This window comes from Alloalcanivorax profundimaris (genome assembly GCF_015265435.1).
Classification (GTDB): Bacteria; Pseudomonadota; Gammaproteobacteria; order Pseudomonadales; family Alcanivoracaceae; genus Alloalcanivorax; species Alloalcanivorax profundimaris.
Window position 1 is genome coordinate 195,885 of sequence record NZ_JABJWH010000021.1, and the last position, 24,386, is coordinate 220,270.

The 24,386-nt window shown below is 61.6% G+C and carries 25 protein-coding genes; 8 read left to right on the forward strand and 17 right to left on the reverse strand.

The features are described 5' to 3' along the window. The first annotated feature begins 157 nt into the window (after positions 1-157). The 5 genes from HMJ39_RS13245 to HMJ39_RS13265 are packed head-to-tail and all read left to right on the forward strand — an operon-like array spanning position 158 to position 7,576. The gene (locus HMJ39_RS13245) at positions 158-1,603 is read left to right on the forward strand and encodes a Wadjet anti-phage system protein JetA family protein (RefSeq protein ID WP_194297688.1); all 1,446 of its coding nucleotides are present in this window, start codon (positions 158-160) and stop codon (positions 1,601-1,603) included. After that, positions 1,578-2,225: a DUF4194 domain-containing protein gene (locus HMJ39_RS13250; RefSeq protein ID WP_194297689.1), complete on the forward strand. Its 648-nt coding sequence runs from the start codon at positions 1,578-1,580 to the stop codon at positions 2,223-2,225. Before HMJ39_RS13245 ends, HMJ39_RS13250 begins: the two co-directional genes overlap by 26 nt. Then, complete coding sequence (locus tag HMJ39_RS13255) at positions 2,216-5,863, forward strand: ATP-binding protein (RefSeq protein ID WP_194297690.1); 3,648 nt, start codon at positions 2,216-2,218, stop codon at positions 5,861-5,863. Before HMJ39_RS13250 ends, HMJ39_RS13255 begins: the two co-directional genes overlap by 10 nt. Then, positions 5,863-6,966, forward strand: a complete 1,104-nt coding sequence (locus tag HMJ39_RS13260; RefSeq protein ID WP_194297691.1) for a Wadjet anti-phage system protein JetD domain-containing protein — start codon at positions 5,863-5,865, stop codon at positions 6,964-6,966. Before HMJ39_RS13255 ends, HMJ39_RS13260 begins: the two co-directional genes overlap by 1 nt. Positions 6,967-6,976: 10 nt before the next feature. Next, positions 6,977-7,576 carry a YqaA family protein gene (locus tag HMJ39_RS13265; protein ID WP_194297692.1) on the forward strand — a complete coding sequence of 200 codons (600 nt, stop codon included), beginning with the start codon at positions 6,977-6,979 and terminating at the stop codon, positions 7,574-7,576. A gap of 12 nt (positions 7,577-7,588) precedes the next feature. Here HMJ39_RS13265 and vapC read toward each other — a convergent pair whose 3' ends face one another. The 3 genes from vapC to HMJ39_RS13280 all read right to left on the reverse strand — a co-directional run bounded on the left by vapC (position 7,589) and on the right by HMJ39_RS13280 (position 9,702). Beyond that, positions 7,589-7,987 carry a type II toxin-antitoxin system tRNA(fMet)-specific endonuclease VapC gene (gene vapC / locus HMJ39_RS13270; protein ID WP_194297693.1) on the reverse strand — a complete coding sequence of 133 codons (399 nt, stop codon included), beginning with the start codon at positions 7,985-7,987 and terminating at the stop codon, positions 7,589-7,591. Then, positions 7,987-8,220, reverse strand: a complete 234-nt coding sequence (gene vapB, locus HMJ39_RS13275) for a type II toxin-antitoxin system VapB family antitoxin (protein ID WP_161384996.1) — start codon at positions 8,218-8,220, stop codon at positions 7,987-7,989. Before vapB ends, vapC begins: the two co-directional genes overlap by 1 nt. A gap of 99 nt (positions 8,221-8,319) precedes the next feature. Beyond that, positions 8,320-9,702: an MFS transporter gene (locus HMJ39_RS13280; RefSeq protein ID WP_194297694.1), complete on the reverse strand. Its 1,383-nt coding sequence runs from the start codon at positions 9,700-9,702 to the stop codon at positions 8,320-8,322. Between the two features lie 99 nt (positions 9,703-9,801). Between HMJ39_RS13280 and HMJ39_RS13285 the strand changes: the two genes are divergently transcribed. Then, positions 9,802-10,560 (forward strand): AraC family transcriptional regulator, encoded by a 759-nt coding sequence (locus HMJ39_RS13285; RefSeq protein ID WP_194297695.1) that lies wholly within the window; start codon positions 9,802-9,804, stop codon positions 10,558-10,560. Between the two features lie 6 nt (positions 10,561-10,566). Here HMJ39_RS13285 and HMJ39_RS13290 read toward each other — a convergent pair whose 3' ends face one another. From HMJ39_RS13290 to HMJ39_RS13320, 8 genes are all read right to left on the reverse strand, one after another. Further along, positions 10,567-13,971 (reverse strand): DEAD/DEAH box helicase family protein, encoded by a 3,405-nt coding sequence (locus tag HMJ39_RS13290; protein WP_194297696.1) that lies wholly within the window; start codon positions 13,969-13,971, stop codon positions 10,567-10,569. A 6-nt stretch (positions 13,972-13,977) separates the two neighbouring features. Beyond that, complete coding sequence (locus HMJ39_RS13295) at positions 13,978-15,105, reverse strand: restriction endonuclease subunit S (RefSeq protein WP_194297697.1); 1,128 nt, start codon at positions 15,103-15,105, stop codon at positions 13,978-13,980. After that, positions 15,102-16,586 (reverse strand): type I restriction-modification system subunit M, encoded by a 1,485-nt coding sequence (locus tag HMJ39_RS13300; protein WP_194297698.1) that lies wholly within the window; start codon positions 16,584-16,586, stop codon positions 15,102-15,104. The genes HMJ39_RS13295 and HMJ39_RS13300 overlap by 4 nt, the downstream gene beginning before the upstream one ends. 10 nt (positions 16,587-16,596) lie before the next feature. Then, complete coding sequence (locus HMJ39_RS19095; RefSeq protein WP_256245169.1) at positions 16,597-16,731, reverse strand: hypothetical protein; 135 nt, start codon at positions 16,729-16,731, stop codon at positions 16,597-16,599. Beyond that, positions 16,728-16,868, reverse strand: coding sequence for a hypothetical protein (locus HMJ39_RS13305; protein ID WP_194297699.1), 141 nt, complete (start codon positions 16,866-16,868; stop codon positions 16,728-16,730). The genes HMJ39_RS19095 and HMJ39_RS13305 overlap by 4 nt, the downstream gene beginning before the upstream one ends. A 2-nt stretch (positions 16,869-16,870) precedes the next feature. Next, positions 16,871-17,140 (reverse strand): CopG family ribbon-helix-helix protein, encoded by a 270-nt coding sequence (locus tag HMJ39_RS13310; RefSeq protein WP_194297700.1) that lies wholly within the window; start codon positions 17,138-17,140, stop codon positions 16,871-16,873. A gap of 119 nt (positions 17,141-17,259) precedes the next feature. Then, complete coding sequence (locus HMJ39_RS13315) at positions 17,260-17,823, reverse strand: PIN domain-containing protein (RefSeq protein WP_194297701.1); 564 nt, start codon at positions 17,821-17,823, stop codon at positions 17,260-17,262. After that, the gene (locus HMJ39_RS13320) at positions 17,823-18,275 is read right to left on the reverse strand and encodes a helix-turn-helix domain-containing protein (protein WP_194297702.1); all 453 of its coding nucleotides are present in this window, start codon (positions 18,273-18,275) and stop codon (positions 17,823-17,825) included. Before HMJ39_RS13320 ends, HMJ39_RS13315 begins: the two co-directional genes overlap by 1 nt. Positions 18,276-18,623: 348 nt before the next feature. Here HMJ39_RS13320 and HMJ39_RS13325 point away from each other — a divergent pair, with 348 nt between their 5' ends. Beyond that, positions 18,624-18,863, forward strand: coding sequence for a hypothetical protein (locus HMJ39_RS13325; RefSeq protein ID WP_161385003.1), 240 nt, complete (start codon positions 18,624-18,626; stop codon positions 18,861-18,863). 508 nt (positions 18,864-19,371) lie between these two features. Here HMJ39_RS13325 and HMJ39_RS13330 read toward each other — a convergent pair. The 4 genes from HMJ39_RS13330 to HMJ39_RS13345 are packed head-to-tail and all read right to left on the reverse strand — an operon-like array spanning position 19,372 to position 21,818. Next, positions 19,372-19,794 (reverse strand): c-type cytochrome, encoded by a 423-nt coding sequence (locus HMJ39_RS13330; protein WP_022990666.1) that lies wholly within the window; start codon positions 19,792-19,794, stop codon positions 19,372-19,374. Further along, positions 19,791-20,537 carry a methyltransferase gene (locus tag HMJ39_RS13335; RefSeq protein WP_456061965.1) on the reverse strand — a complete coding sequence of 249 codons (747 nt, stop codon included), beginning with the start codon at positions 20,535-20,537 and terminating at the stop codon, positions 19,791-19,793. The genes HMJ39_RS13330 and HMJ39_RS13335 overlap by 4 nt, the downstream gene beginning before the upstream one ends. Continuing rightward, positions 20,449-20,706 carry a DUF2933 domain-containing protein gene (locus HMJ39_RS13340; protein WP_161385004.1) on the reverse strand — a complete coding sequence of 86 codons (258 nt, stop codon included), beginning with the start codon at positions 20,704-20,706 and terminating at the stop codon, positions 20,449-20,451. Before HMJ39_RS13340 ends, HMJ39_RS13335 begins: the two co-directional genes overlap by 89 nt. A gap of 41 nt (positions 20,707-20,747) precedes the next feature. Next, the gene (locus tag HMJ39_RS13345; RefSeq protein ID WP_058092334.1) at positions 20,748-21,818 is read right to left on the reverse strand and encodes a YncE family protein; all 1,071 of its coding nucleotides are present in this window, start codon (positions 21,816-21,818) and stop codon (positions 20,748-20,750) included. 188 nt (positions 21,819-22,006) lie between these two features. On the opposite strand from HMJ39_RS13345, the gene HMJ39_RS13350 reads away from it, so the two are divergent. Beyond that, positions 22,007-23,299 (forward strand): ATP-grasp domain-containing protein, encoded by a 1,293-nt coding sequence (locus HMJ39_RS13350; RefSeq protein ID WP_161385005.1) that lies wholly within the window; start codon positions 22,007-22,009, stop codon positions 23,297-23,299. 60 nt (positions 23,300-23,359) lie between these two features. On the opposite strand, the gene HMJ39_RS13355 is transcribed toward HMJ39_RS13350, so the two are convergent. Both HMJ39_RS13355 and HMJ39_RS13360 read right to left on the reverse strand, forming a co-directional pair. Then, positions 23,360-23,818: a hypothetical protein gene (locus tag HMJ39_RS13355; RefSeq protein ID WP_022990672.1), complete on the reverse strand. Its 459-nt coding sequence runs from the start codon at positions 23,816-23,818 to the stop codon at positions 23,360-23,362. Positions 23,819-23,994: 176 nt separating this feature from the next. Next, a complete protein-coding gene (locus HMJ39_RS13360) occupies positions 23,995-24,381 on the reverse strand; it encodes a DUF302 domain-containing protein (protein WP_058092337.1) in 387 nt (128 codons plus the stop codon). Between the last annotated feature and the right edge of the window lie 5 nt (positions 24,382-24,386).

Genomic DNA, 24,386 nt, shown 5'->3' on the forward strand with positions numbered 1-24,386 from the left:
GATACGCCGTCAACACCGTCCCCATCTGTACCTATTGATGCCCACTTGTTTACACCTGGGGCGATTGGCAATTCAAGCGCCGCGACACCTGCCACCGCACTTGGAGCCCCCCGGCAACCGGACTAAACTAGGCGGTTTGGGCCGACGGCAAGCCATCATGTTCTTCACGGACGAGCGCGAGCAGTTCTTCAAACCGCTGACCGGCAAATACCGCGAACAGGTGGTGGAATGCGTGCGCCTGCTCCACGAGCGGCTGTACAGCAGCCAGGCGGACTACGGCGAATCCCTCAAGCGCGACCAGGTGCTGGACGTGTTCGGCGAGGCCCTGGAGCGGGCGCCGCTGCTGGAAGGCGACGACGACGCCGGGCGCTTCCGCAACAACCGGGAACAGGCCGGCTGGATTCTCAACCTGCTGGTGGAGCACGGCTGGCTCAAGCGCGACAAGGACGAAGCCTCGTTCCAATCCACCTACCCGTTCAGCCGCACCGGCCGGCTGTTCACCCAGACCCTGGTGGAGGTGGACGGGCGCAGCGTGCGCACCCGCCACCGCAATACCCGTAACACCCTCAATGCGCTGAACGCCTTCGCGGAGCGGGGCGAGGTCTATGACCTGCTCGACGCCCACGAGCATTCCGAGCGCATCATCGCCGACTTCACCGACATCATCGCCGAGCTGGAGGAGCGCAAGCGGGAGTTGGTCAAGGAGGTGGAGGCCCGCCAGCTAGTGCAGCAGGCCAGCGATCAGTTCTTCGAATTCATGGAACGGCGCTTCCAGCCGGACGTGGCGATCCGCATGTCCGCGGACAGCGTGGAAAAACACCGCGATCGCATCCAGAGCGCCGTGGAGCGCATCAAGAGAAAGCCGAAAAGCTGGAAGGCCCAGGCGGAACGGGATCTGCGCCACCGGGCCCCGGATCTGGTGGTCAGCCAGGAGGCCTCGGTGTTGTTCCAGCTGCTGGACAGCATCGACATGCGCATGCGCAACGCCTCGGAAATCATGCTGCCCGCCCTGCGCCGCACCCTGCAGGGCTTCACCCGGCGCGCCGACATCATCATTCGCCAGCTCAGCTACCTGCACACCCAGAAACACAACGACATCGTCGGCGTCTGCCGGGCCCTGTCGGAACAGGACGACGCTACCTATGCACGGCGGCTGGGCCAGGCCGGCGACGCCTTGGCCAGCCTGCACCTGGGCCTGGTGGATCCGGCCCAGGTGCGCCCGCGCGAGCAGCGCGCGCAACGAACCGTGCACCACCAGGTGGTGGAACTGGACGAACCGGACCGCGATACCCTGCGCGACCTGGCCACCCAACAACTGCTGGAAAAGGCCTTCAACATCAATGGCGGCGCCCTGCGCGACTACCTGCGCGACGCCCTCGGCGCCAGCCGCCGCATCGACAACCGCGACCTGCCGGTCAACAACGCCCGCGACCTGCTGGCCCTGAGCCACGTCATTGAACTGGGCAGCGCCGACCACGCCGCCGCCGGCTTCCGGCTGCGCATCGAACCCACCGACGTCGTCCGCGATGAACATTACTTCGTGCATCGCGACGGCTTCCTGCTGGAACTGGAACAGGATGACACTACGGCACGCCCTGAATGAGGCCCTGGACGCCCACGGCGTCACCCCGGCGCAGTTCTCGGAGCTGATGATCCGCCTGCTCGACCACGGCGTGCTGTGCCGTGACGAAAGCAAGAAGGAAGCGGAGCTGTACGACCGCTACCTGCGCATTCCCGAGCTGGTGGAAGACTACCTGAGCGTGCTCCAGGTGCGCCTGCACCACGAACACCGCTTCGCCTCCCTGCGGCTGTTCCCGCCCGGCGCCGAGGTGCCCGGCCTGGCGGACCAGGACGAGGGCCTCGGCGGCGGCCTGCGCCACCGCCTCGGCCAGCAGGAAGTGGCTCTGGTGCTGGTGCTGCGCGCGGAATACGACAAAGCCCTGCGCGAGGGGCAGATCGATGAACAGGGCCAGGCCACCCTGCCCCTGGAGGCCCTCACCCTGGCCAGCAAGAACCTGCTGGGCCGGCCCCTGCCGGACGGCCGCACCGAGCGCGAGGCCCTGTTCCGCCGCATGCGCCAGCTGCGCCTGATCCGCGGCGCCGGCGACGCCGGCCTGGAAGACGGCGAAGCCTGGGTGACCATCCGCCCGGACATCACCAGCCTGGTCACCGACGCGGTGCTGGCCACCCTGATCGAGCGCGAGGACGACCAGCCATGTACCTGAAACGCTCCATCACCGTGAACTGGGGCAACCTGCCCGCCGGCGAGCTGGAATACGGCCCGGTGAACCTGTTCTCCGGCGGCAACGGCTCCGGCAAGACCACCGCCGCCGACGCCCTGCAGACCCTGATGACCGCCGCCCACGACAACCTGTTCACCTACAACCCGGGCCAGGACGAAACCACCCAGCGCGGCCGGGGCGGCAAGCAGGTGCGCACCCTGGCCTCCTACGTGCTGGGCTGCGACGACGGCGCCTTCGCCCGCCCCTACGACAGCGACGGCTACATCGCCGGCGTGTTCCACCCCACCAAGGGCGAAACCGCCGAGCCGTTCACCGCCGTGATCGGCGTGCGCGCCCACCTGGACCGCGCCGGCACCGGCGCCCAGGCCCGCCAGGACGAGCTGCTGCTGATGATCGTCCCCGGCGAGATGCTGAGCCTGTCGGACTTCGTCCACGAACACGTGGACGGCAAGCACACCGTGCCGATCACCGACATCGCCAACCAGCTGCGCCGCCAGTTCGGCAAGAAAGCCGTCGAAACCTACGACAAGAAAGGCGCCTACCTGGCGCGGCTGTACGGCGCCCTGCGCGGCAAACGCGATGCGGTATCACGCAATGAAGCGCGCAACGCGGCGCGCACCTTCGCCCGCTTCATGGCGTACAAACCGGTGGAGTCCATCAACCAGTTCGTCGCCAGCGAAGTGCTCGAACCCCACGACATGGGCGACACCCTGCGCCGCATCCGTGACCTGATGCGCACCGTCCACGGCATGGCCGAGGAAGCGGAGCACCTGCGCCGCAACGTGGACCTGCTCGCCCAGGCCCGCGACCAGGCCGGCAACTACCTGGAACACTGGCTGGAACGCACCACCCAGGCCTACGGCGCCGCCGCCCAGCAGTTCCGGCGCAACCAGCGGCACTACCTGGAACACAAGGAAGAACAGAACCGGCTCCGCCAGCAACAGGAAGGCAACGGCGACGAATCGGAACAGGTCCAGCAGCGTCTCGACCAGGCCCACCAGGAGCTGGTGGAACTGCAGGCACGCATCCTCGGCATCCCCGCCCTGCGCGACAAACAGCAACTGGAGCAGCGCCACGAACAGCTCAGCCGGCAACTGCGGGAGGGCGCCCGCCCGCTGCTCGAGCAGGACCAGCAGCGCACCCGCAACCTGGAAGCCCTGCGCAACATCCTCGGCCTGCTGGCCCGCCACAGCGTGGAGCTGGAACTGCCCGGCTTCGCCAGCAAGCACTGGCGCGCCACCAGCAAGGCGCTGATCGCCGAGCAGAACACGCCGCTGCCGGACCTGAACCAGATGCTGGCCCGGGACTGGATCGACCTGTCGCCCCTGGAAGAAGGCCTCGCCCGGGTGCGCGCCGAGCAGCAACTGCACAACCAGCTCGCCGAGCATCTGCACGGCGAACGCCCGGAACAGCCGGGCCAGGACACCGACTCCCTGGCACGGCGCCTGGACCGGCTGGTCGGCAAGCGCGGCCAGGCCCTGGAAGCCCTCGAGCAGCAACAGAAAAAAATCGAACACCAGATCCGCAACCTGGAATCCAGACGGGTGAATTACCCCCAGGACGTGGAGATCGCCCTGCAGGCGATCCGCCAGGAATGCCCCCAGGCGCAACCCCGGGTGCTGTGCGACCACGTGGAAGTGGCCGACCCGCACTGGCAGATGGCCATCGAAGGCTACATTGGCGGCGCCCGTTTCGGCATTCTGGTGGAAGCGGAATACGAAGCGGAGGCGATCCGTATCGTGCGCCGGCTGGCCGGCAAGCAACGCAACCGGGCCCGGGTGATCCAGGGCGAACAGGCCCGTCGCGACGCGGAAAAACTGTCCCTGCCGGACGACTCCCTGTTCCACGCCCTGCGCTTCAGTCACCGCACCGCCGAGCACTATCTGAAAGCCTCCTACGGCAGCGTGGCGCGGGTGGACGACGCCGATGCCCTGCGCACCACCCGCCGTGGCATCACCGCCGACGGCCTGGGCTCGGGCAACTACGCCCTGTTCCGCTGCGACCTGGACGACGGCCAGCTGGTGTTCGGCGAGGGTGCCCGGGAACGCAACCTGAACGCCAAGCGCGACGAACGCCTGGAGCTGGAAGAGCACTACCAGCGCGCCGCCCAGGACTATCAGGCCGTCAAACAGCTCCACGATCAGGTCCAGGCGTTCCAGCCCCTGCACTGGATCGCCGCCGCCGGCCAGCTGCTGGATGCCCAGCGCCAGCTCCAGGAAACCGAGAACGCCCTCGCCGACCTGGACCTCAGCGACCACGAAGAGCTGGAAGAAAAACAGCGCCAGGCCCGCGACCTGCACCAGGACCTGGAAGCACGGCGCAAGATCCTCACCGAGGAACACGGCAAGCTCAGCGAAAAACTCGACGCCTGCGGCGCCACCATCCGCAAACTGGCGGACCAGAACGACCGCTTCCAGCAACAACAGGACGACGCCGAAGCCGCCCTGCACGCCTGCACCCGCTACTGGCCCGGGCTCGACGTGGAACCGCGCATCGAGGCCATGGACCAGCGGCTGCAACAGGCCCACGGCGACATCGATTTCGTCGAGGAAGACAAGGAGCTGACCCGCAAGCTGCAGCAAAGCATCGGCGACCTGCAGCGCACCCTGGACCGCTACAACCAGCAGGCCCAACCCGCCGATCAGGTGCTCGCCGACACCGCCGAGGACGTGCACGGCCCCGGCTTCTTCGGCCATGTGCACGCCCTCGACCAGCAGCTGGACAACCTGCACAACCGGTTGCGCAACAACGTGCTGCTGGAAAAACAGGAAAAACTGGCCGACCTGCGCACCACCTTCAACACCACCTTCATCAGTGACCTGTGCAGCCAGATCCACCAGGCCATCAAGGACGGCGAACGGATTCTCAAGAGCCTCAACAGCGAGCTGGAGCACCACCAGTTCGGCGCCGACCGGGAACGTTTCTCCTTCGAATGGCAGTGGATTCCCGAGTACAAGGAATACTGGAACTTCTTCAAGGAAGTGATCGATATCCCCAACCTGGGCGACGGCGCCAGCCTGTTCGACACCCCGCTCTCGGCCAAGGCCGAGCAGGTCCGCGACCGGCTGCTCGGCCTGCTGCTGGACGGCGACGAACAACAGGCCCTGCGCGAACTGGAACGGATCAGCGACTACCGCCGCTACCGCCAGTACGACATCCTCAAGCACCCGGAAAACAAGGCCCCGATCAGCCTCAGCCAATACGGCACCGGCTCCGGCGGGCAGCTGGAAACGCCCGCCTACATCATCCGCGCCGCCGCCATCACCAGCGCCTTCCGCTTCAACGAAGGCGACAGCCACCTGCGCATGGTGATCGTCGACGAAGCCTTCATGCACATGGACGAAAACCGCTCCAAGAGCGTGATCGACTACCTCACCCGCACCCTCGGCCTGCAGCTCATCTTCATCATGCCCACCAGCAAGGCCGGCCCCTTCCTGGACCTGATCAGCAACCAGTTCGTGTTCAGCAAGGTGCCCAGCCCGATCCCGGTGGGCGAGCTCACCACCCGGGTCCTGGTGGACCGCCAGCAACTGCACCAGGAGCGGGTCGCCGAACTCTGGGACCAGCACCGCCGCGTGATCCGCCAGCAAGGCGCCCTGGACTTCATGGAAGATCTGTAATGACGGCGCCGCGCTGGCTCGACGACGAACCCTGGCTGCGGCAATTGCTGCATGCCCTGCTCGACGGCCTGGAGAAACCGCGCACCCGGGACGTCACCCGGCGCATCAAGCGCAGCACCACACCGGCGCTGTTCGCCTTCGGTGAAGACACCGAGTACCGCTGGCAACTGATCGAACGTCTGGCCGACGACCATGGCCTGTTCGAGATTCGCTACGACCGGCGTCTGGCCCCGCATCAGGAACGCTACGACAACGCCCAGTTGCGCCTGCGCGCCGACGCCGAGCCGCTGTTGAGGGAGTGGTTGGAGCGCCCGAGGATCAATCCGGTGGACGCTGAATGGCACGCCGCCGTGGGCAACCATGGCGGGATCTTCCAGGACGGTGGCGCCGCCCTGTTGGACACCAAGCCAGGCCTGCCCGATCGTTCACCCGAGGAAATGGTGGCCGCTTTCGCCAACCTGCCCACTTTGCTCGGCCAGGACCTGACCCTGCGCGAGCTCTCGGCCCGCGCCTTCCATGGCGACTCCAAGTTTCTCGACCACCGCGCCGACCTGCTGGCGCGCCTGTTCGGCGACCGCGCCAGCGCGATACCGGCCCGGCCCCTGCTGCTCACCGCCTGGGCACCGGCCGGGTTCCAGCAACTTCTGATCGTGGAAAACCAGGACAGTTTCCTGCGTCTGGTGGAACACCCGCCCGCGGACACCGCCCTGCTCTACAGCGGCGGCTTCCGCGCCAGCGCCGCCCGGCTCAACAGCGAGCACACCCGCTTCGCCTATCTGCCCGGCAGCGACGCCGGCTATTTCCAGCGGCACTGGCTTGATCCAAACCATGCCGCCTCTTTCTGGGGCGACCTGGACTACGCCGGCCTGAGTATCCTGGCGGCACTGCGGCAAAGCCTGCCCCACCTCCGGGCCTGGCAACCGGGCTACCAACCCATGCTACGGGCGCTGCTTGATGGCAACGGCCACACCCCGGAACAGGCTCGCAAACAGGGACAAACGGACCCCGGGCAAACCGGCTGCGACTACGCCGACCAGCAGCTGCTGCCCGCCCTGCGTGAGGCTGGCCGGTTTCTCGATCAGGAAGGCTTCCAATCTGAATAAGGGACTGTGCATGTCCACCACGGACCGGACCAAACGCTGGCTGGAAAGACTGAACCGCTCCCGGCACATGCCGTGGCTGCTGGGCGTGCTCTCCTTTCTGGAGACCATCGTCCTGCCGGTGCCCATCGAACTGGTGCTGATTCCGCTGATGGCCGCCAACCGCGAGCGTATCTGGCGGCTGGCCACGGTCACCACCGCCGGCTGCCTGCTGGCATCGTTGCTCGGTTACGGGGTGGGCATGGTGCTCTATCAATCCCTCGGCACCTGGTTCATCGACGCCATGGGCATGCAGAACGCCTATCAGGGCTTCCAGAGTTTCTTCCACCAGTATGGTTTCATCGCCATCCTGACCCTGGGCATTCTGCCGATTCCCTTTCAGGTGGCGATGATCACCGCCGGGCTGTCCGGCTACCCCATCGCGTTGTTCGTGCTGGCCGCCCTGATCGCCCGGGGCATCCGCTATTACGGGCTGGCGTGGCTGGTGTGGAAGTTCGGGCCGGCGGTGGAAGAACAATGGCGCCGCCATGCGCTGGCCACCAGCCTGGTGGTCGGCGGGGCGGTGCTGGGCCTGGCGCTGGGCATGCAGTGGCTGGCCGGGCGAGTGCTGTAGGCAGGCCAACGCCTAAAGCCAATTCTCCACGCGCAGCCCGGCCACCCGCTCGAATTCGCGCATATTGTTGGTGACCAGGATCAGCCCTTCACCGCGTGCGTGGGCGGCAAGGTGCAGGTCGTTAACGCCGATGGGCGTCCCTTTGCGCTCCAGGTCCGCGCGGATGTCACCGTAGTGAGCCGCCGCCTTGCGGCCGTAATCCAGCACCTCAAGGCGGGACGTGAAATCCTCGACCTGACGCAGGTTATGTTCGCGGTGCTGGCTTTTTTCGGCACCGTGAACAAGCTCCGCTTCGGTGATGGTGCTGATGGCCATCTCCCCCGCGCGGCGATTGAACACCTCCAGGACTTCCATCGGGCGCCGCTTGATCACATAGATAACGATGTTGGTATCAAGCAGATAGCGCAGCATCACAAGGGTTCCCGTTCGGGCTGCTCCTGGGAGGCCCGTTCGGGCAGAAAGTCGTCGGTGACACTCTCCTCGGACAGGAAAAAACTGTCCCAGGTGTTCTCCACCGGTGACAGAATCCGGTCCCTGCCGACCTTGCGTACCCGCACCCGCTTAACGCCATTCGGAAAGCGGGAGTCCGCCGGCAAACGGACCGCCTGGGTGCGATTGTTTTCAAACACGGAACCCGTACTCATGATCTGCTCCTTACCGTGTGCGTACCGCCTGTATACATCAACCACAGGTATATAGCAACGCCATATACTTGCGGTTATGACTTCTTTATTCGGAAGAAATCAGGCGGCGGCGCGTAGCTCGCGCCAGCGGCGGGCGGCGCTGGCTACCGCGCCGGCGGCGGCGAAGGTGGCGCCCACGGTGAGGCACAGCGCCGGCCCGTGCTCGCCGCCCAGCCCGAACAGCAACGTCACCAGCGCCGAGCCCAGGGTCCAGCCCGCGAACCGGGCCACCGCGTTCATGCCGGAAGCGGCACCGCTGCGGGAGGCCGGCGCGGTGGTCATCATGGCGGCGTTGTTGGGGGTCTGGAACAGGCCGAAACCGACCCCGCACACCGCCATGCGCCAGGCGATTTGCCAGTAGGCCGGGTCCGCCGGCAAGAACACCATCAGCAGCAGCCCCGCCGCCATGGTCGCCAGCCCCACGCTGCTCAGCACCGCCGCCGGATAGCGCACCACCAGGCGGCCGGCCAGCTGGGCGGCGATGGCGGTGGTCAGCGGCCAGGGGGTGATCAGCAGGCCGCTCTGCACCGGCGTCATCTGCAGCACCCGCTCGAACAGGAACGGCAAGGACACATAGGCGAGAATCTGCGCCGTGTAGGAACAGGACGAAGTCAGCACCGCCAGGGAAAATACCGGCATGCGCAGCAGATCGAACGGCAGCATCGGCGAAGGATGACGCCGCTGCTGGGCGAACAGCAGCGCGAAGCACACCAGCCCGACCAGAATTTCCGCCACCGCCAGACCGGTATCGCCACTGCCCAGGGTGCCGACCCCCACCACCAACAAGCCGAACGCCAGCGCATTGAGCAGGGTGCCGGGCACGTCAAAGCGGTGCCGGGTCCGCACGCTGCCGGGCACCGTCCGCAGCAGCAACAGGGCCGCCACGCCCAGTGGTACATTGATCAGGAACAGCCAGGGCCAGGGCGCCACCGCCAGCACCAGGGCCGCGAAGGTGGGCCCCAGGGCCGCCGGCACCGCCACCGCCATGGCCAGCCAGGCCATGCCGGCGCCGATCAGATGGCGCGGGTAGATCATCCGCACCAGGGCGACACCGGCCACGGACAGGAAAGCGCCGCCGGCCCCCTGCAGCACCCGGGCCGCCACCAGGGTGCTCAGATCCGGCGCCACCGCGCAGACCAGGGAAGCCAGGGTGAACACCGTCAGGCCGGTGGCGAACAGGCGCTTCAAACCCAGCGCCTCCACCATGGCCGCCACCGGCAGCAGGCACACCACCGCCGCCAGCTGGTAGCCATTGACCACCCACACCGTGGCCGCGTCGCTGGCGGCCAGAGAGCGGGCCATGTCCGGCAGGGCGATATTGACCACCGCCGTGCTCAGGTTGCTCAGGGCGATGCCCAGCAGCACCGCCAGCGCCGCCCAGCGGCGCTCGACGGGGGGCAGCCCGTCGCCGGCGGCGGCGGAAGACGAAGCGGTGTGATTCATTGGATGGCGGCTCCCAGGGCCGGCCGGGGCGCCCGGTCGACCGTCGTGAAGGCGCCATGCTAGCATCGCTGGATTAAGATTTTACGCCAACGATTATCGATGACACGCCAACCCGCCCCTCCCCCCCTGTTCCGCACCCGGCAACGGGCCCGGCAACGCGGCGAGACCATCGGCGAGCACCATCACGACGAGGCCCAGCTGATCCTGGCGCTCTCCGGCACCACCCAGGTGTACACCGACACCGGCCGCTGGCTGGTGCCGCCGCAGCTGGCGGTGTGGATTCCCGCCGGCGTCACCCACCGGCTGGATGTGCTCTCCGGCGCGGAAATGCGGCTGCTCCACTGGCACCCCGACGCGATCCGCCGCTGGGCCCCCAACGCCAACCTGGAGCGGGAATTCGCCCTGCGCGTGTCGCCGCTGCTGCGCGAACTGATCCACGCCGCCTTCGCCCCGGACACCGGCGCCGACAAGCAAGAGCTGATCGCCCGGCTGGTGCTGCACGAACTGAGCGGCGTGGTGGACGCGCCCACCTACCTGCCCCTGCCCACCAGCAACGTGGGCCGGCGCGTCGCCCACCTGGCGCTCTCCGACGCCGGCCTTGGCCTCACCACTCCGGACCTGGCCGCCGGCGCCGCCACTTCCGTGCGCACCCTCAGCCGCCTGTTCCCCGCCGAAACCGGCCTCACCTTCCGCGCCTGGCGGCAGCGGGCGCGCATCGTCCGGGCCATTGATCACCTGGCCAGGGGCAAGACCATCGCCCAGGCGGCGGGGCTGGCGGGGTTCAGCAGTACGGCGGCGTTTTCCTATGCGTTCCGGCAGGTGACCGGGGGGACGCCTTCGGGGTTTATGGGGGAATGAGCCTTGCTAGCGCTGGTTCTGCTTGGCGTCGGGCATCAAGCCGTCCAGCGCCTCGAAAATACCGTCCACCACCGTGTCCCGGCCGGCGAACAGCGCTTCCGGTCCACCACCGTGCAAGCTGCTGAACGGGGGCTCGTAGAGTGCCGAGGGCGCCATCACGCCCCGTGAGGTGAGCTGTTCGATGATCATTTCCACGAAGCGGATCTGGGGAGCGGTGAGGCTGGTATCGTCCAGGAAGCGGGCGAAGGCCTGCTTGGCGGTGGCTTCGTCCATGCCCACCAGGCTACGGACGAAGTGCGCCAGGGAAGGTGCTTCGGTGCGCTCCAGCAGATCCGACAGCAGCGTCCTGCCGTCGTTTTCACCCAGGCTGGCGAGCATGTTTTCCAGGGCTTCCAGATCGCTGGCGGTGAGCGGCCGGTTGGTTCTCAAGCGGTGGATCACGATGTTGTCCAGGTGATTGCGCAGGTACTCACGAACTTTCTTTTCGTACTGCACGCTGGTCATCCTGGGCAGCGGCAGCACGGTGTCCTCGCGCACGCCCATGACCTCGTCCTTGAAATCCGTGTACACCACCTTGCGCCGTTTCTTGTCCAGAAACGGCACCACACCGCGCAGGCGCAGCCGCATTTCTTCCAGGGTGGGCACGTCCATGCCATCCCAGAAGGCCGGGTCCTGCAGCGCCTGCAGGTACTCGAGTTGCTGGGCGACGGCGGGAATGCTGGTTTTCTCTTCCAGCATGGCGGCGATCTCCAGCACCCGCTTGCGATAGCGTTCAAAGGCCGCCTGGTCGGCGGTGAGCACGGCAAGCTGCAGACGCAAGGCGGTGAGATCGAACATGCGGGAAGCGACGTCGTCGTACTCCAGCTCCGTGGGCAGGGTCGCCACCTCCGCGTTCAACAGCCGCTGGTCGTCCTCGCTTAGCCGGTCCCAACGCTTGCGATCCTTGAAGTGGTCCACGGCTTGGCGCTTCATGCGCACGATAAAGTTGCCCGGGTTCATGGCCGCCACTTCGCCATACAGCGTCTCGGTGGTGTTGCCGGCCACCTTGGCCTCCGGATCGGCCTCCGGGGACTGCTGCAACAGCCCCAGCAGATTTACCCGGGCGCGGAAGACACGAACACTGAGCGGCTCGCTACCGCCGGCCTCGATGCCTTCCGGGTTCTCGTTGAAGAAATCGAAGTTGCAGCAGAAATCGAAGATACGAAAGTCCGCCTTGTCCTCCCCCGGACCAAAGAGATCCGGGCACAGCCGTGTGCCCCGCCCGATCATCTGCCAAAACTTGATCTTGGAATACACCGGCTTGAAGAACACCAGATTCACCACCTCCGGCACATCGATGCCGGTGTCCAGCATGTCCACGGAAATGGCGATATGGGGTGCCTTGTCCTTCTGGGAGAAATCGTCGATCAACGCCTGGACGTAGTTGACCTGGTAGGAAATCACCCGGGCAAAGTGCCCGGCGTGTTTCGGGTAGTGGTGGTTGAAACGCTTTTCGATAAAGTCCGCGTGGGCCTGGTTGCGGGCGAAGATGATGGTCTTGCCGAGGCGGTCGCCACCCTCCACCTTATGGCCGTGCTCCATAAGGTGCTTGAGACCCTTGTCCGCGGTGTCCTTGTTGAACAGCCAGTTGTTCAGGGCGGTGGCGTTCACCTGCTCCGGGATCAGGGTGCCTTCGGGCACATTGTCGCCCCACTCCAGGGATTCCCACTGAGTCTTTTCGTCCTCGGACAGGTCGTCGTAGCGGATACCTTCCCGGGGAAAGCGCAGATCCACTTGCTGCACCTTCGGCGGCACCAGATAGCCATCGCTGACCGCCTTGCCCAGCTCATAGGCGTCCGTGGGCACGCCCTGCTCCAGATCGAACAGGTCATAGGTGTTCTTGTCCACCTGCTCCCGGGGGGTGGCGGTCAGGCCGAACAACATGGCGTCGAAATAGCTGAAAATAGCCCGGTAGCGCTGATACACCGAGCGGTGCGCCTCGTCGATGATGATCAGATCGAAGTGCCCCACCCCGAACCGGGCTTCGTCGGTATCGGAGCCCAGGTTGGCATCGATCAGACCCATCATGGTCGGATAGGTACACACATACACCCGGCCTTCGGTGTCCTTCTCGGTGACCAGGTTCACCGGGCTGGATTCCGGCAAGTGGGCCTTGAAGGCATTCACCGCCTGATTCACCAGAGACACCCGGTCCGCCAGGAACAGAGCACGTTTGACCCAGTTGGCCCGTTGCAGCACGTCCACCAGGGCAATAGCGGTACGGGTCTTGCCGGTGCCGGTGGCCATCACCAGCAGCGCCTTGCGCTGGGAATTCTTGAGCTGCTCGAAAATGCTGCCAATGGCGCGCTTCTGGTAATAGCGCTCAACAATGTCGGTATTGATGGCGGCCACGTCCAGGGGCTTGCGGCTGTCCCGGCGGCGGATCAGGCGGGTGAGTTCGTCTTTCTTGTAGAAGCCCGCCACTTCCCGGGGCGGATAGGCTTGGTCATCCCAAAGCCAGGTGTCGTAGCCATTGGTGAAGAAGATCAGCGGCCGCTGGCCGTGCATTGCCTCCAGGCAGTCCGCATAGAGCTTGGCCTGCTGTTTGCCCACCGTGGCGTCCAGGGTAGTTTTCTTGGCTTCCACCACCGCCAGTGGCTTGCCATCGTCGTCCCAGAGCACATAGTCCACATAGCCAATGCCCTTGTTGTTGGGCATGCCGGTGACTTCGTACTCCCGGTCCTGTTCCTGATCCAGCGGCCAGCCGGCCCGATGCAGCTCCAGATCAATCAGGTAACGGCGGGTCTCCGCCTCGGTGTAATCGTGACTGTCCGGGACCTGCTCCCGGACCTGACGCAGAGCCGCCAATTCCTTGCGCAGCGCCTGCAGCTCCTGATCCAGGGCGTCGCGCTCTTTCTGCTGTTTAAGAGCGGCCTCGTTCTGGGCCGCGAGCTTCGCCTCCAGGGCTTCCAATTCGGCCCGCGGTACCACCTTGTCCGTATCCAGCGGTTGTGGCACCCGATCATCCCGCCAGGCCGCGCCCTCCCGGGAGACGCCGGGCGCGTAGGTGCGCACCAGCCAATGGCAGACATGGTGCAGCTCCTTCACCACCTGCATGGCCTGCCGGGGCTCGATCGGTTTGGTCTGGTGGACCGCGATATTGCCCACCTTCTGGATCACCCGGGCCTTCTGAAACACCGCCTCCGGCAGCAGGTTCATAAAGGTGGGTTCATGCAGCAGCGCCCCCAGCTTGTTGTCGTAGGGCATGCGCAGGCTGGCATCGTGGCGATACAGCCAGTGCACCCCCGCCTCCAGCGCGAAGCGGGCATGGAAGCAGGCGGCGCGGGGGTCACCGAGAATATGGCCTTCCGCCAGCGTGGCAGCCTGACTCAGTGCCTTGAATTCGTTGGGCAGGAAGGCGAAGTTGGTCATGGTGCTTTATAGCTCCCCGGAAAAGGCTCTTTGCTGCAAGGAGGCGAAAAAGTAAGTCAACTGCTCGTTATGCTCTAGCAATCTAGCTTTCTGCTGTTTCGAATATTGAACGATTTTGGCGAACTTATCTTGAAGATCAATCGGAGGCAAAGGAATAGGAAGCGCTTTAATGATCCCCATGTTTAGGCCAGACATGATCGCCCCCTTAGCATTATCCTCCAGATAACGCCTAGCCGTTGGATGTAACAAGAAGTAAGCATGCATAAATTCAGGAAGACAGAGCTCTTTATTCAGAGATATGCAGCACAGGTGTTTTGTATTGATAGCGACACCCAGTCCATCAGGAACAATCGCGCATCTCCCACAGGTTCCCATTATGGTAATCAACACATCCCCTGGATGAACCGTATAACGCTTCAGCCTTTCATACTTATCAGCAGTAATAAATCTGGGCCGCCCTTCTCTGAATTCGTTCGAAACGACATTGTCGATTCCCAGTACAGGAACACCTGAATCAACAAACTCACTATGCAAAAGCTGACTTCCGAAAGGCCCTGTTCTTATAGCCCCCTTACGTTTCTCGGCGACATCTTCTACCACAGACCATTCCCAACCATTAGAATCTGGGTCACCAAAGAGATCGAGAAAGGTGGATTGCAGGAGCGCATCAAGTTGGGCGAGGGACTCGCGGCGCTTGGCCCGCAGCGCGTCCGCCGCATCCAGAATTTTCGCAATGCGTTTTTGTTCTTCCAGAGGAGGCAGAAAAAGGCGCTGCCTGTAAGCGTCTTCTCGATTCAACCCAGGAATAGCGGCAGCACGATTCAATTCTGTTAATCGAAGCTGAGGAAGAATCTTGGCGAGCCACGGCAAACATGAATCAGTCTGATCTTCGGTAATGTAGTACGTTGTATCAATAGGCCAGCAAGGGGATTCACTGTACTGGACCTCTCCAAAAGATCCTTTCCTTCCGACGACAATAGTCTCCCCGGAAGTAAGAGATTGATCGTGAAACCCAACAACGCCATTGGAGCCATAAACAGGGTATCCCTGCCCCGTCCTACTCTTAGCAGGCAAACTCTTACCGTAGGCGAACTCGCAAATATCACCAAGCCTCACTTCTTGCCAGCCACTCATCTCAGCATGGCCTCCAACGCCTTACGACCCTCTGATATCTCTTCCTCCAGCTTTGCCAACCGCTCCAGGATCACCTGCGGCGACTCATATTTCACCGCCTCGTACTCCACTTCCTTGTAGCGGTTGATGGACAGGTCATAGTCGTTTCCGGCGATTTCCTCCCGGGGCACCAGGAAGCTCTGTTCGGTGCGCTTGCGCTCGCCTTCGTTCTCCCGGTTCTGCCAGCGGGCCAGCAGATCCGGCAGATCGCTTTTGTCCGGCTGCGGGGTGCGTTTGTCGTCCAGGGAGAAGCCGTCCGCCTCCATCTTGTAGAACCAGACGTTGTCGGTGCCACCGGAGTTGGTTTTGGTGAACAGCAGGATGGCGGTGGAGACCCCGGCGTAGGGCTTGAAAACGCCGGAGGGCATGGAGATCACGCCATCCAGTTTCTGTTCCTCCACCAGCATTTTGCGCAGGCTCTTATGGGCCTTGGAGGAGCCGAACAGCACGCCGTCGGGCACGATCACCGCGGCGCGGCCACCGGTTTGCAGCAGGCGCAGGAACAGGGCCAGGAACAGCAGCTCGGTCTTTTTGGTCTTGACGGTTTGCAGCAGGTCCTTGGCGGTGGATTCATAGTCCAGGCTGCCGGCGAACGGCGGATTGGCCAGGATCAGGGAGTATTTCTCTTCGTCCAGGTCGTCCGCCTGGGCCAGGGAATCCTTGTAGCTGATGTCCGGGTTTTCCACGCCGTGGAGCAGCATGTTCATGCTGCCGATGCGCAGCATGGTGTTGTCGAAGTCGTAGCCATGAAAGGTGCCCTCGTTAAAGCGGCGGCGGGCCTCGTCGTTTTTGTAGATGGCCTTGCTGTGATGCTGCTGGATGTATTCGGAAGCCGCCACCAGGAAACCGGCGGTGCCGCAGGCCGGGTCGCAGATTACATCCTTGGGGGTGGGCGCGGTCATATCCACCATCAGCTTGATGATATGGCGCGGGGTGCGGAACTGGCCGTTCTGGCCGGCGCTGGCGATCTTGCCGAGCATGTATTCGTACAGGTCGCCCTTGGTGTCCGCATCGCTCATGTCGATGCTGTCGAGCTGATCCACCACGTTGGCCAACACCCGCGGGGTGGGCATCATGAAGAGGGCATCCTTCATGTGGTGGGTATAGGTGCTACCGCCCTCCCCGTCTTCCTCGCCCTTGTTACCCAGGGTTTTGATAAACGGGAACACTTGATCTCGCACGGTGTTGAACATGTCCTCCGGGGCGAAGTCTTTGAAGCGGGACCAGCGCAGGTGGTCCTGGTCGGGGCCAAACACCGGGTTTTCGATGGGCTTGCTGAAGCGCTGCGCTTTGTTCTCCTGGCGGGTATGTATCTCATCCAGCCGCTTGATGAACAGCAGGTAGGTGAGCTGCTCAATCACGGACAGCGGGTTGGAGACGCCGCCGGACCACATGGTGTCCCAGATTTTATCGACCTTGGATTTCAGTTCGCCGGTGATCATGGGGTTGCTGTTATTCCTCGTTGAAGTAATCGCTGTCGATGTGTTTGACGTCAAAGGTTTCCTTGGTGGCCACGCCCAGGTTGTACTGGATCATCAGCCTGGCCAGTTCCTGGCCATCGATGAGCACGATCTTTTTCTCGATCATGCCGGGCGGCCCATGTCCGGCGCGGTCTCCAGCACTCGAAAAGGCCGCGCGATGGCGTGGCCGGCACGGGCGGACAATTCTCCGGCTTCCAGGATGGCCCGGCACCGGGCCAGCTCCCGCGCGGCACCTTCAGTCATGATTACTCGTGACACCCGGGTGGTGCCTTATCGTCACGGCCCCAGGACTCCAGCCACTCATTGGTTTCCTGGACCGTGAGGCGACGCCCGGTCTCGCGGTAGGACCGCCAGGACGCCAGGGCTTCCCGCTTGAAACTCTCATGGGCCTCTTCGCGGGCCACATATTGCCTGATGGCTTCCAGCATGATCCAGTGCGGTGAGCGGCGGCGCTGGCTGGCCAGTGCCCGGACGCGGCCTTTCAGCTCGTCGTCAATTTTGATGGAGGTTGCCATGGCGGCCTCGTATCGAAAGGTAATACCCTAGGCACGTGCGGGGCTTCCGTCCATCCTCCCTGTCGCGCCAATAAAGCCGTGCTCACGGGTTTACTATTCCTTCGCACTTGGCTCCGCGTTTAGATAAAGCCCTCATATTCCCGCAACCTATCGACGGTCACGACCAGGCCCTGAGCCGCCAGCGTCTCAAGATACTCTTCCACCCCTTTCGGAGGTTTTTTCAACGAACCGCTATGGTTTTTCGCCGTTTCAATAACCCTTGCTTCGTGAAGATCGAACTGCTGAACAACAAAATCATCCGGATGAACTGCCTCTATTCCGAACCTCGCCAGCACGGCCTCTGGAAAATCTCTTAGGTTAAAGGTAACGATCAGTTGAGCACCGGCCACAACGGCCGCCGCGAGCACATGTCTGTCGTCGGGGTCTGGCAATGTCAGCCCCGCGATCAGGTTTTCGTAGCCGGTAACCCGGCAGTCCGGCACGGCCTGGTTCATCAATTCGATGGTGCGAGGCAGCTGTCCGGCGAGTTCCGGTCGGTCCTCCAGCAGATTCCGGGACCATTCGTTCTGAATATCGTCCGACCATCTCGCTGCGAACAAACCCGATAGCGCCAGCCGGATTAGAAAATCGCGGAGCGGAGCCGGGTACAAAACGCAGGCGTCGTAGATGACCGAAAAGCGCATCAGTACCCCATATCGTGCTCTTGGGCCTGATCCGCCAGCGCCTGTAGCGCGGCTTCGCTTTCGGTGGCGCGGGCTGCCCGGTACGCCATGACATCCTGAAAGCGGATGCGTCGGTGCGTCCCAACCCGGGTGAAGGGAATGGCGCCTTCCTCCAGCAGCTTGACCAGGTGGGGCCGGGAGACGTTGAGCAGGTTGGCGGCTTCCTGGGTGGTCACTTCGGCGTGCACCGGCATCAGGGTGACGGCGTTGCCCTGGGCCATTTCCGTGAGGATATTGCGCAGCAGTTCCAGGGCGTGACGGGGCAGCACCAGATCGATGTCGTCCATGCGCACCCTGGCACGGTCCTGCCGGGGGTGGTCCTTCAGCAGCCGCGCCAGGGCGGCGGCGCTTTCCCGGGCCAGGTCCGCGGCCTGGGGGTCCGGGAGCTTGTCATGATCTTGCGCGGTGTTCATGGGTTACCTCTGACAGCGATATCGCGCGATATCCATAAAATATTCGAAACAAACGAAAATCGCAATAAACGAAACACTGAACCCGCGCGCCCAATAGAGCCATGCGCAAGGGTTTGCTATTCTTTCGCGCTTGGCTCCGTTTGGGTGGGGATCGCGGCTGAAGCCGCTCCTACCGCCAGCTTTCCCGCGCCCTGCCCTTGAGCCGCTCCACTCTTTTCACGTGGAGACGCAAGCGTCGGCTGGCTCGGGCTTCGAGCAGTCGACGTCCTGATCGCGCTCAAGTAAATCACAGAAAACTGAAACTGAACTGAATTTCTTGAACGGTTTAAGGCAATTAAGGAGAGCATCATGAAAAAAATCATTATCGCTGCCGCAGCTGCCACTTTATTTTCTACAATGGCCACTGCCAATTCAGGATTGGCCGATCGAATTAATGAAGCGCGCACTTACCCGAACAAAACAGCCGACGCAAAAACCAGAATGATGACCTGCATGAAAGAAATGCAATCTCGCAAATCAATGAACGGGTCCAATGTCAATAAGCAGCAAAAAATATCAGTCAGAAACACACACCACAATCATACTTAAATAAATCCAGCGTGTTAGAGAATAACCAGTAGTCGACTGTCTCTTAGAACGACAGTCGACTATTTATTAAATATTGAAAATACAGAAAGTAATTTACTTCACTTCCACGATGCCTCTTCATTTGGCTCTCAGAGTCAACCACCCAAGAAACATCCATTTGACAATCAGGCCCGTTATCGGTGGCAAGAAAACCCATTGTGCAAGAGGAATTACCCCTGTGCCTGTCCATGTGACTACCGGCATTAACTCGCTATAATTCCATCTTAAACCTGCCGAACCATCCAGGCCTCCAGGTCCGGTTCCCAGGTCCAGTATTCGGTTTCGATACGCATGGTGAAACGGCCGTGGTTGCTGTCCGACCACAGGGTGGCCTCCATCCCCTCAATCAATGATTCCGCCGAGGGCGCACCACCCAGCGCACTGCCCGGAAAAACACTTAGAAAAGCCACCACCCATAAGCATTTCATACGCTGCCTCCTTGAGTTAATCGTCTGATTACCCAGAGAAATCAGAGCCCACTCCTTTCAGACCATGCCTCATAGATCCGCTTGTCCCATTTGCTCTGGAAATAGGCGATAGCGGCTTTTTGATCGTCCCTGGAGAGCTCGTCTGCGAAGGCCGGCATTTTCCCACCCATGGGGGCGCCACCTTGACTAATTGTACCCATCAGCGTGTCGAAGGAATGGTGCCAGGCATGACCTGTTCCGTTGAGCGGTGGCGGCGGGTAAGAGCCATCCTTCAGAGTCTTTTTCCAATTGAAAGCGCCTTGGGCATTGCCGCCATGGCAGCTTGCGCAGTTGTCGTCGAACACCACTGCGCCGCGCTCGACCTCAGCCTGTGTGTACCAGCGGTCATCCACCGTCTGTTTACCGCAGCCGCTGATTAGTGCGACTGCAAGAACGCCTACTGAGATAGTTGCCCCATGCATCATTCTTGTTCCTCGATTTCCTTGCGCCTCAAATTCCTCAATCGCGGAATAAAACGGGGAGTTCTGGCTGCATAGGCCCGCCAATCGGAGCCGAACGCTTTTTCTGTTTCACGCTCCTCGTGAATAGACAGGCGCGAGTACATCCACACCAGCACCGGGAACATGGCCAGCGTCAGCAGCGTTGGCCACTGCAGCAGAAAACCGAACATGATGAGCACGAAGCCGGAATACTGAGGGTGGCGAACGTGGGCATAAAGGCCGGTTGTGGCCAACTGCCCTGCCTTTTGCGCGGCATACAGGGTACGCCAGCCAGCCGCAATCAGATAAAACCCGAGGCCAATAAACACTGTGCTCAAGAGATGAAACGGCCCAAAGTGTGGGGAACCCTTCCAACCAAACAGCATTTCCAGCAAGTGGCCACTGTCGTGAGCCAACCAGTTCACGTCGGGATACTGGCTCTGCAGCCAGCCGGAGAGGAAGTAGAGCGTCAGCGGGAACCCGTACATCTCGGTGAACAGTGCCACCAGAAATGCGCTGAAGGCACCAAACGAACGCCAGTCCCGGCGGGTCTGCGGTTTGAAAAAACTGAAGGCGAAGAATATGAAAATCGCCGAATTCAGGACCACCAGGCTCCAAAGGCCATAATCCGATGCACCATCAGTCATCACGCTGCTCTCCACTCTTTCCCGGTTGCTCTGCCTGGTGGTTATGTCCTCCATGTTCTCCATGCCCTCCATGCCCTCCATGCCCTCCGTGCCCTCCGTGCCCTCCGTGCATAAAAATATGGATCAGCGGACAAGCAAGCAGTATCAGCCAGGGCAAGGCGCCAAGCAGATGAACCTTGTGTTCTCCCCAGAGTAAAACCAGTGCGATAACGGCAAACATTGCCAAGGTAATTTTAAAGCGTCGATCCATGAGCGGTTCCTTTGCGAAAAAGCCAGTGTCAGAACAGGGTACTAATGGGCCTCAAGGGATATCTGATGGCCTATGCCGCTCAGCGCGATCTCATCAACCACATCGAGGGATTCCGGGTCGAGCACCCAAAGCTTGTTCTCTGCCCGACTGGTCACCAGTAGCTGGCCATCGTAGGGAGAGACCGCAAGATGATAGGGCGCAGGAGCCAGCGGCCTGGTGTGGCGGGCGCCGCTGGCTAGCTCAATCCGGACCACTTGGTTGCCGCCCTGGCTGGTGGCATAGAGGGTCTGGCCATCTGCGCTCAAGCCAACGCCATGGGGCGCCTCCCCAACCTCGTACCGGTTCGCCACCGCGCCTTTGGCAAGCTCAAGGACAAGAACCTGGCCGGATGCAGCATCATTCACGTAGAGCCGCTGGTTGCCGGGGGCAAGCACCATATGCTCTGGGTTGCCGCCAACTCGCAAATTGCGCTCGACGAACCAGTGCTCGGTATCCACTTCGCTGACCGTGCCATTACCGGTATTGCTGACCAGAAGGGATTGGCCGTCGTCGGTTTGCACCAGATAGTTGGGGGCCGGCCCCGTCGCCACAGTTTTGACCAACTGACCGGAATCCAGATCCACAACGCTGATACTGCCACTGGCAGGATGCGTGGAAACGGCATAGCGACCGTTGGAAGTCACCAGCACATGGTGCACCGGCCCCGGCACTTCCAGTTTGCGGTCAATCGTCTTTGTGGCCGTGTTCACCAAATAGAGCAGCCCGGTACTCCCTGCTTCCAATTCAGTAGACTGCCCGCCCCCATGATGAGCGGCGTGTTCATCTTCTGAAACGCCTTCGGGGCGACTAACCGGCTCCTGACGATCATGCGCCGACAAACTACCCACCACCAGATGCCGGCCATCCGGGGTCAGTGCCGAACCGTGGGTATTCAGTGTGCCGCCAATGGACGACGTCACCTTGCGGTTTTCCAGATCAATAACGCCGACGGCATCCGCTGTGCCCATGGGAACAAATGCCCGGTTTGTGTCTGCGGCCACCATCAGCGAAAAACTCATAGCGACACTGGCCGTAATACCAGCAATACACTGCTTGCGCAACGAATGGTTCATAGCGTGCCCTTTTTGGTCAGAGGGTTTCAGTAAGATCTCCTCGCCCGGTAAGCAAGATCCCGAACAGGCATGGTCATTACTTGGCAGTCCATCACACCAAGCTGAAACAGGCCTGAAAACAGTTGCGAAACATGCATTCGTTTGACCAGAATCAAGGTGGAACGATTCACAATGACCATGGACGACCAATGCAAGACGTGCCCCAGGAAAACCAGCGAACAACCAAAACCCACGCCGACCAGCTCAACCGGCAGTGTTACTGCATCACCCTTGACCGAAAAGCGCTCACTGACAGCCTCCAGAAGCAGTTTTCAGACACTGGGAACGAGGCGCCGGCCACTCCCGAGATCCATCATTTCTTTTCAAACACGCCGGTTTTTGTTCCCCAGGCTGACATCGCGACGATGGAGCGGATTGTTCAGGCGATCGAATCCGCAGCCGAGCTTCCGCCCTATAAGGAAAAAGCTCTGTCCTGGGCGCCGGACATCGCCGGTTTTGATCCAGGCCCCATCGGGGCGTTCATGGGCTACGACTTTCACCTGGGCGAGAACGGGCCTCAGCTGATCGAAATCAACACCAACGCCGGCGGCGCATTTCTGAACACGGTATTGGCCCGGGCTCAACACCGATGCTGTGACCCGTCCCAGCAGACCGCTGGCACCAACCGTGCATTGGATGGGTTCGAGGACGCGGTGTTTGCCATGTTCCAGCAGGAGTGGGAACGGCAAGGTGGCGACTCGACGCCCGGTTGGCTGGCCATTGTGGACGATGCCCCAGAATCCCAGTTTATGTTCCCGGAATTCCAACTGGCCCAGCAGTTATTCCAGGCCAGAGGCATAGAGACCTTGATCCTCGACCCATCGGAGCTTGAGTATGTTGATGGTGCCCTGAGCGCCCACGGCAAGCCTATTGACATGGTGTACAACCGCCTGGTGGATTTTGCCTTGGAGGCCCCGGCTCTTGGGGCGCTGAGGCGCGCCTACCTCGACGGCGCGGCGGTCGTCACGCCCAATCCACGCGCCCATGCGCTGATGGCCGACAAACGGAACCTGATCCTGCTATCTGATGCCCAAACCCTGCGCGACTGGGGCCTGAGTGAAACCGAGGCAGGATTTCTGGATAGAGCTGTACCGAAGACCCGGCTGGTTTCAGCAAGTGATGAGGCGGAGTTGTGGAGCAACCGGCGTAAACTGTTTTTCAAACCGGTAGCGGGCCATGGCAGCAAGGGCGTCTATCGGGGCGAAAAACTAACCCGCCGCGTTTTCGAAGAGATCCTGAAGGGTGATTACATCGCGCAGAACTTCGTTCCCGCCGGAGAACGCACCCTGAGAGTGGATGGCACGGTCACCACCAGAAAGGTCGATATCCGTTTGTACACCTATGCCGGGCAACATCTGCTTGCCGCTGCCCGTGTGTACCAGGGCCAGGCCACCAACTTTCGAACGCCGGGAGGTGGCTTTGCGCCCGTCTTTGAGGTGTGAAGGTGAGCCTCAATTGGAAACATTCAAAGGGATTAAGCCGTCAGCAAAAGTGCTCGGATCTCATAGATCCTGCATTCGGCCAACCTGACGAGCCAGTCTCATCGACTCATTTTCCTCCATCGCCAAAAGAGATTCGAACAGCTCTTTTGCTTCTGGAATTTCGGCTTTTCCAATCAGCGTTTTGTAGAGATCAATAATCTGATCATGAAAGTCGAACACTTCGCGGCAGATACCATCAAAATCAAGCTTCGCGTAAGGCTCGTCGCAGGTTCGATGAGTTTTGATCGGATTATGGGACAGGTAGTCGTACACCCGAGTTTCCAGTGCCTTCTTATCCCCTTGGTGCTCAAACTCGTTCACGATCCGCTCTATTTCCGATTCATGAGCTGCCAGATAATCCAAAAGCGCACGGGCCCGTTCTTCCTCGTGCTTTGTTGCGCAATGGGACAGACAGCTCGCCAGATGTGAGTGCAGATCGCGCGTCCAGTCGATCAGTTGTCCAAAAGTCTTTATATCCATATCTTTTTTCCTTTTTTCTTCTCCATAATATGACTGACATCAAATAGGTATCCCGTCGTCAAATGAGGAGTCCTATTTGCATTTCCAGTGTTCAGTTGGGCTATGCGCTCGCCTGGCTAATTCGCTAATCCATTGCAAACCGCAGGCACTGCAGCAAATCGACGCCTCTACCGGCTTCAGATCGATTCCACAACCTCAGAGAGCATATCCCTGACCTTCCCGGCAACCTGCTTGAGCTCGTCATTATCGATGGCGCTCATGGAAGCCAATGGATCCACTGCACTTACCTCAATGCCCTCCGAAACCTCACGAAGAATAACGTTGCAAGGCAGCATGGCACCCACGCGAGGCTCCACACCGATGGCTTCCCAGGCCATGCCAGGATTGCAGGCCCCGAGAATCCGATAGGCCAACATATCCTTGTCAAGCTTTTTCTTCATGGTGGCTTTGACATCAATTTCTGTCAGCACACCGAACCCGTGATCAGTGAGGGCCTGACGCGCTCTTCTGTCCACGTCCTCGAAATCGACATCTTTGATAACTTGATCGATCGTGTATGACATAGCTA

Coding starts and splice junctions, on each gene's coding strand:
- HMJ39_RS13245 (WP_194297688.1), top strand. CDS start 158: ATGTTCTTCACGGACGAGCGCGAGCAGTTCTTCAAACCGCTGACCGGC.
- HMJ39_RS13250 (WP_194297689.1), top strand. CDS start 1,578: ATGACACTACGGCACGCCCTGAATGAGGCCCTGGACGCCCACGGCGTC.
- HMJ39_RS13255 (WP_194297690.1), top strand. CDS start 2,216: ATGTACCTGAAACGCTCCATCACCGTGAACTGGGGCAACCTGCCCGCC.
- HMJ39_RS13260 (WP_194297691.1), top strand. CDS start 5,863: ATGACGGCGCCGCGCTGGCTCGACGACGAACCCTGGCTGCGGCAATTG.
- HMJ39_RS13265 (WP_194297692.1), top strand. CDS start 6,977: ATGTCCACCACGGACCGGACCAAACGCTGGCTGGAAAGACTGAACCGC.
- vapC (WP_194297693.1), bottom strand. CDS start 7,987: ATGCTGCGCTATCTGCTTGATACCAACATCGTTATCTATGTGATCAAG.
- vapB (WP_161384996.1), bottom strand. CDS start 8,220: ATGAGTACGGGTTCCGTGTTTGAAAACAATCGCACCCAGGCGGTCCGT.
- HMJ39_RS13280 (WP_194297694.1), bottom strand. CDS start 9,702: ATGAATCACACCGCTTCGTCTTCCGCCGCCGCCGGCGACGGGCTGCCC.
- HMJ39_RS13285 (WP_194297695.1), top strand. CDS start 9,802: ATGACACGCCAACCCGCCCCTCCCCCCCTGTTCCGCACCCGGCAACGG.
- HMJ39_RS13290 (WP_194297696.1), bottom strand. CDS start 13,971: ATGACCAACTTCGCCTTCCTGCCCAACGAATTCAAGGCACTGAGTCAG.
- HMJ39_RS13295 (WP_194297697.1), bottom strand. CDS start 15,105: ATGAGTGGCTGGCAAGAAGTGAGGCTTGGTGATATTTGCGAGTTCGCC.
- HMJ39_RS13300 (WP_194297698.1), bottom strand. CDS start 16,586: ATGATCACCGGCGAACTGAAATCCAAGGTCGATAAAATCTGGGACACC.
- HMJ39_RS19095 (WP_256245169.1), bottom strand. CDS start 16,731: ATGATCGAGAAAAAGATCGTGCTCATCGATGGCCAGGAACTGGCCAGG.
- HMJ39_RS13305 (WP_194297699.1), bottom strand. CDS start 16,868: ATGACTGAAGGTGCCGCGCGGGAGCTGGCCCGGTGCCGGGCCATCCTG.
- HMJ39_RS13310 (WP_194297700.1), bottom strand. CDS start 17,140: ATGGCAACCTCCATCAAAATTGACGACGAGCTGAAAGGCCGCGTCCGG.
- HMJ39_RS13315 (WP_194297701.1), bottom strand. CDS start 17,823: ATGCGCTTTTCGGTCATCTACGACGCCTGCGTTTTGTACCCGGCTCCG.
- HMJ39_RS13320 (WP_194297702.1), bottom strand. CDS start 18,275: ATGAACACCGCGCAAGATCATGACAAGCTCCCGGACCCCCAGGCCGCG.
- HMJ39_RS13325 (WP_161385003.1), top strand. CDS start 18,624: ATGAAAAAAATCATTATCGCTGCCGCAGCTGCCACTTTATTTTCTACA.
- HMJ39_RS13330 (WP_022990666.1), bottom strand. CDS start 19,794: ATGATGCATGGGGCAACTATCTCAGTAGGCGTTCTTGCAGTCGCACTA.
- HMJ39_RS13335 (WP_456061965.1), bottom strand. CDS start 20,537: ATGGAGGGCATGGAGGGCATGGAGAACATGGAGGACATAACCACCAGG.
- HMJ39_RS13340 (WP_161385004.1), bottom strand. CDS start 20,706: ATGGATCGACGCTTTAAAATTACCTTGGCAATGTTTGCCGTTATCGCA.
- HMJ39_RS13345 (WP_058092334.1), bottom strand. CDS start 21,818: ATGAACCATTCGTTGCGCAAGCAGTGTATTGCTGGTATTACGGCCAGT.
- HMJ39_RS13350 (WP_161385005.1), top strand. CDS start 22,007: ATGCAAGACGTGCCCCAGGAAAACCAGCGAACAACCAAAACCCACGCC.
- HMJ39_RS13355 (WP_022990672.1), bottom strand. CDS start 23,818: ATGGATATAAAGACTTTTGGACAACTGATCGACTGGACGCGCGATCTG.
- HMJ39_RS13360 (WP_058092337.1), bottom strand. CDS start 24,381: ATGTCATACACGATCGATCAAGTTATCAAAGATGTCGATTTCGAGGAC.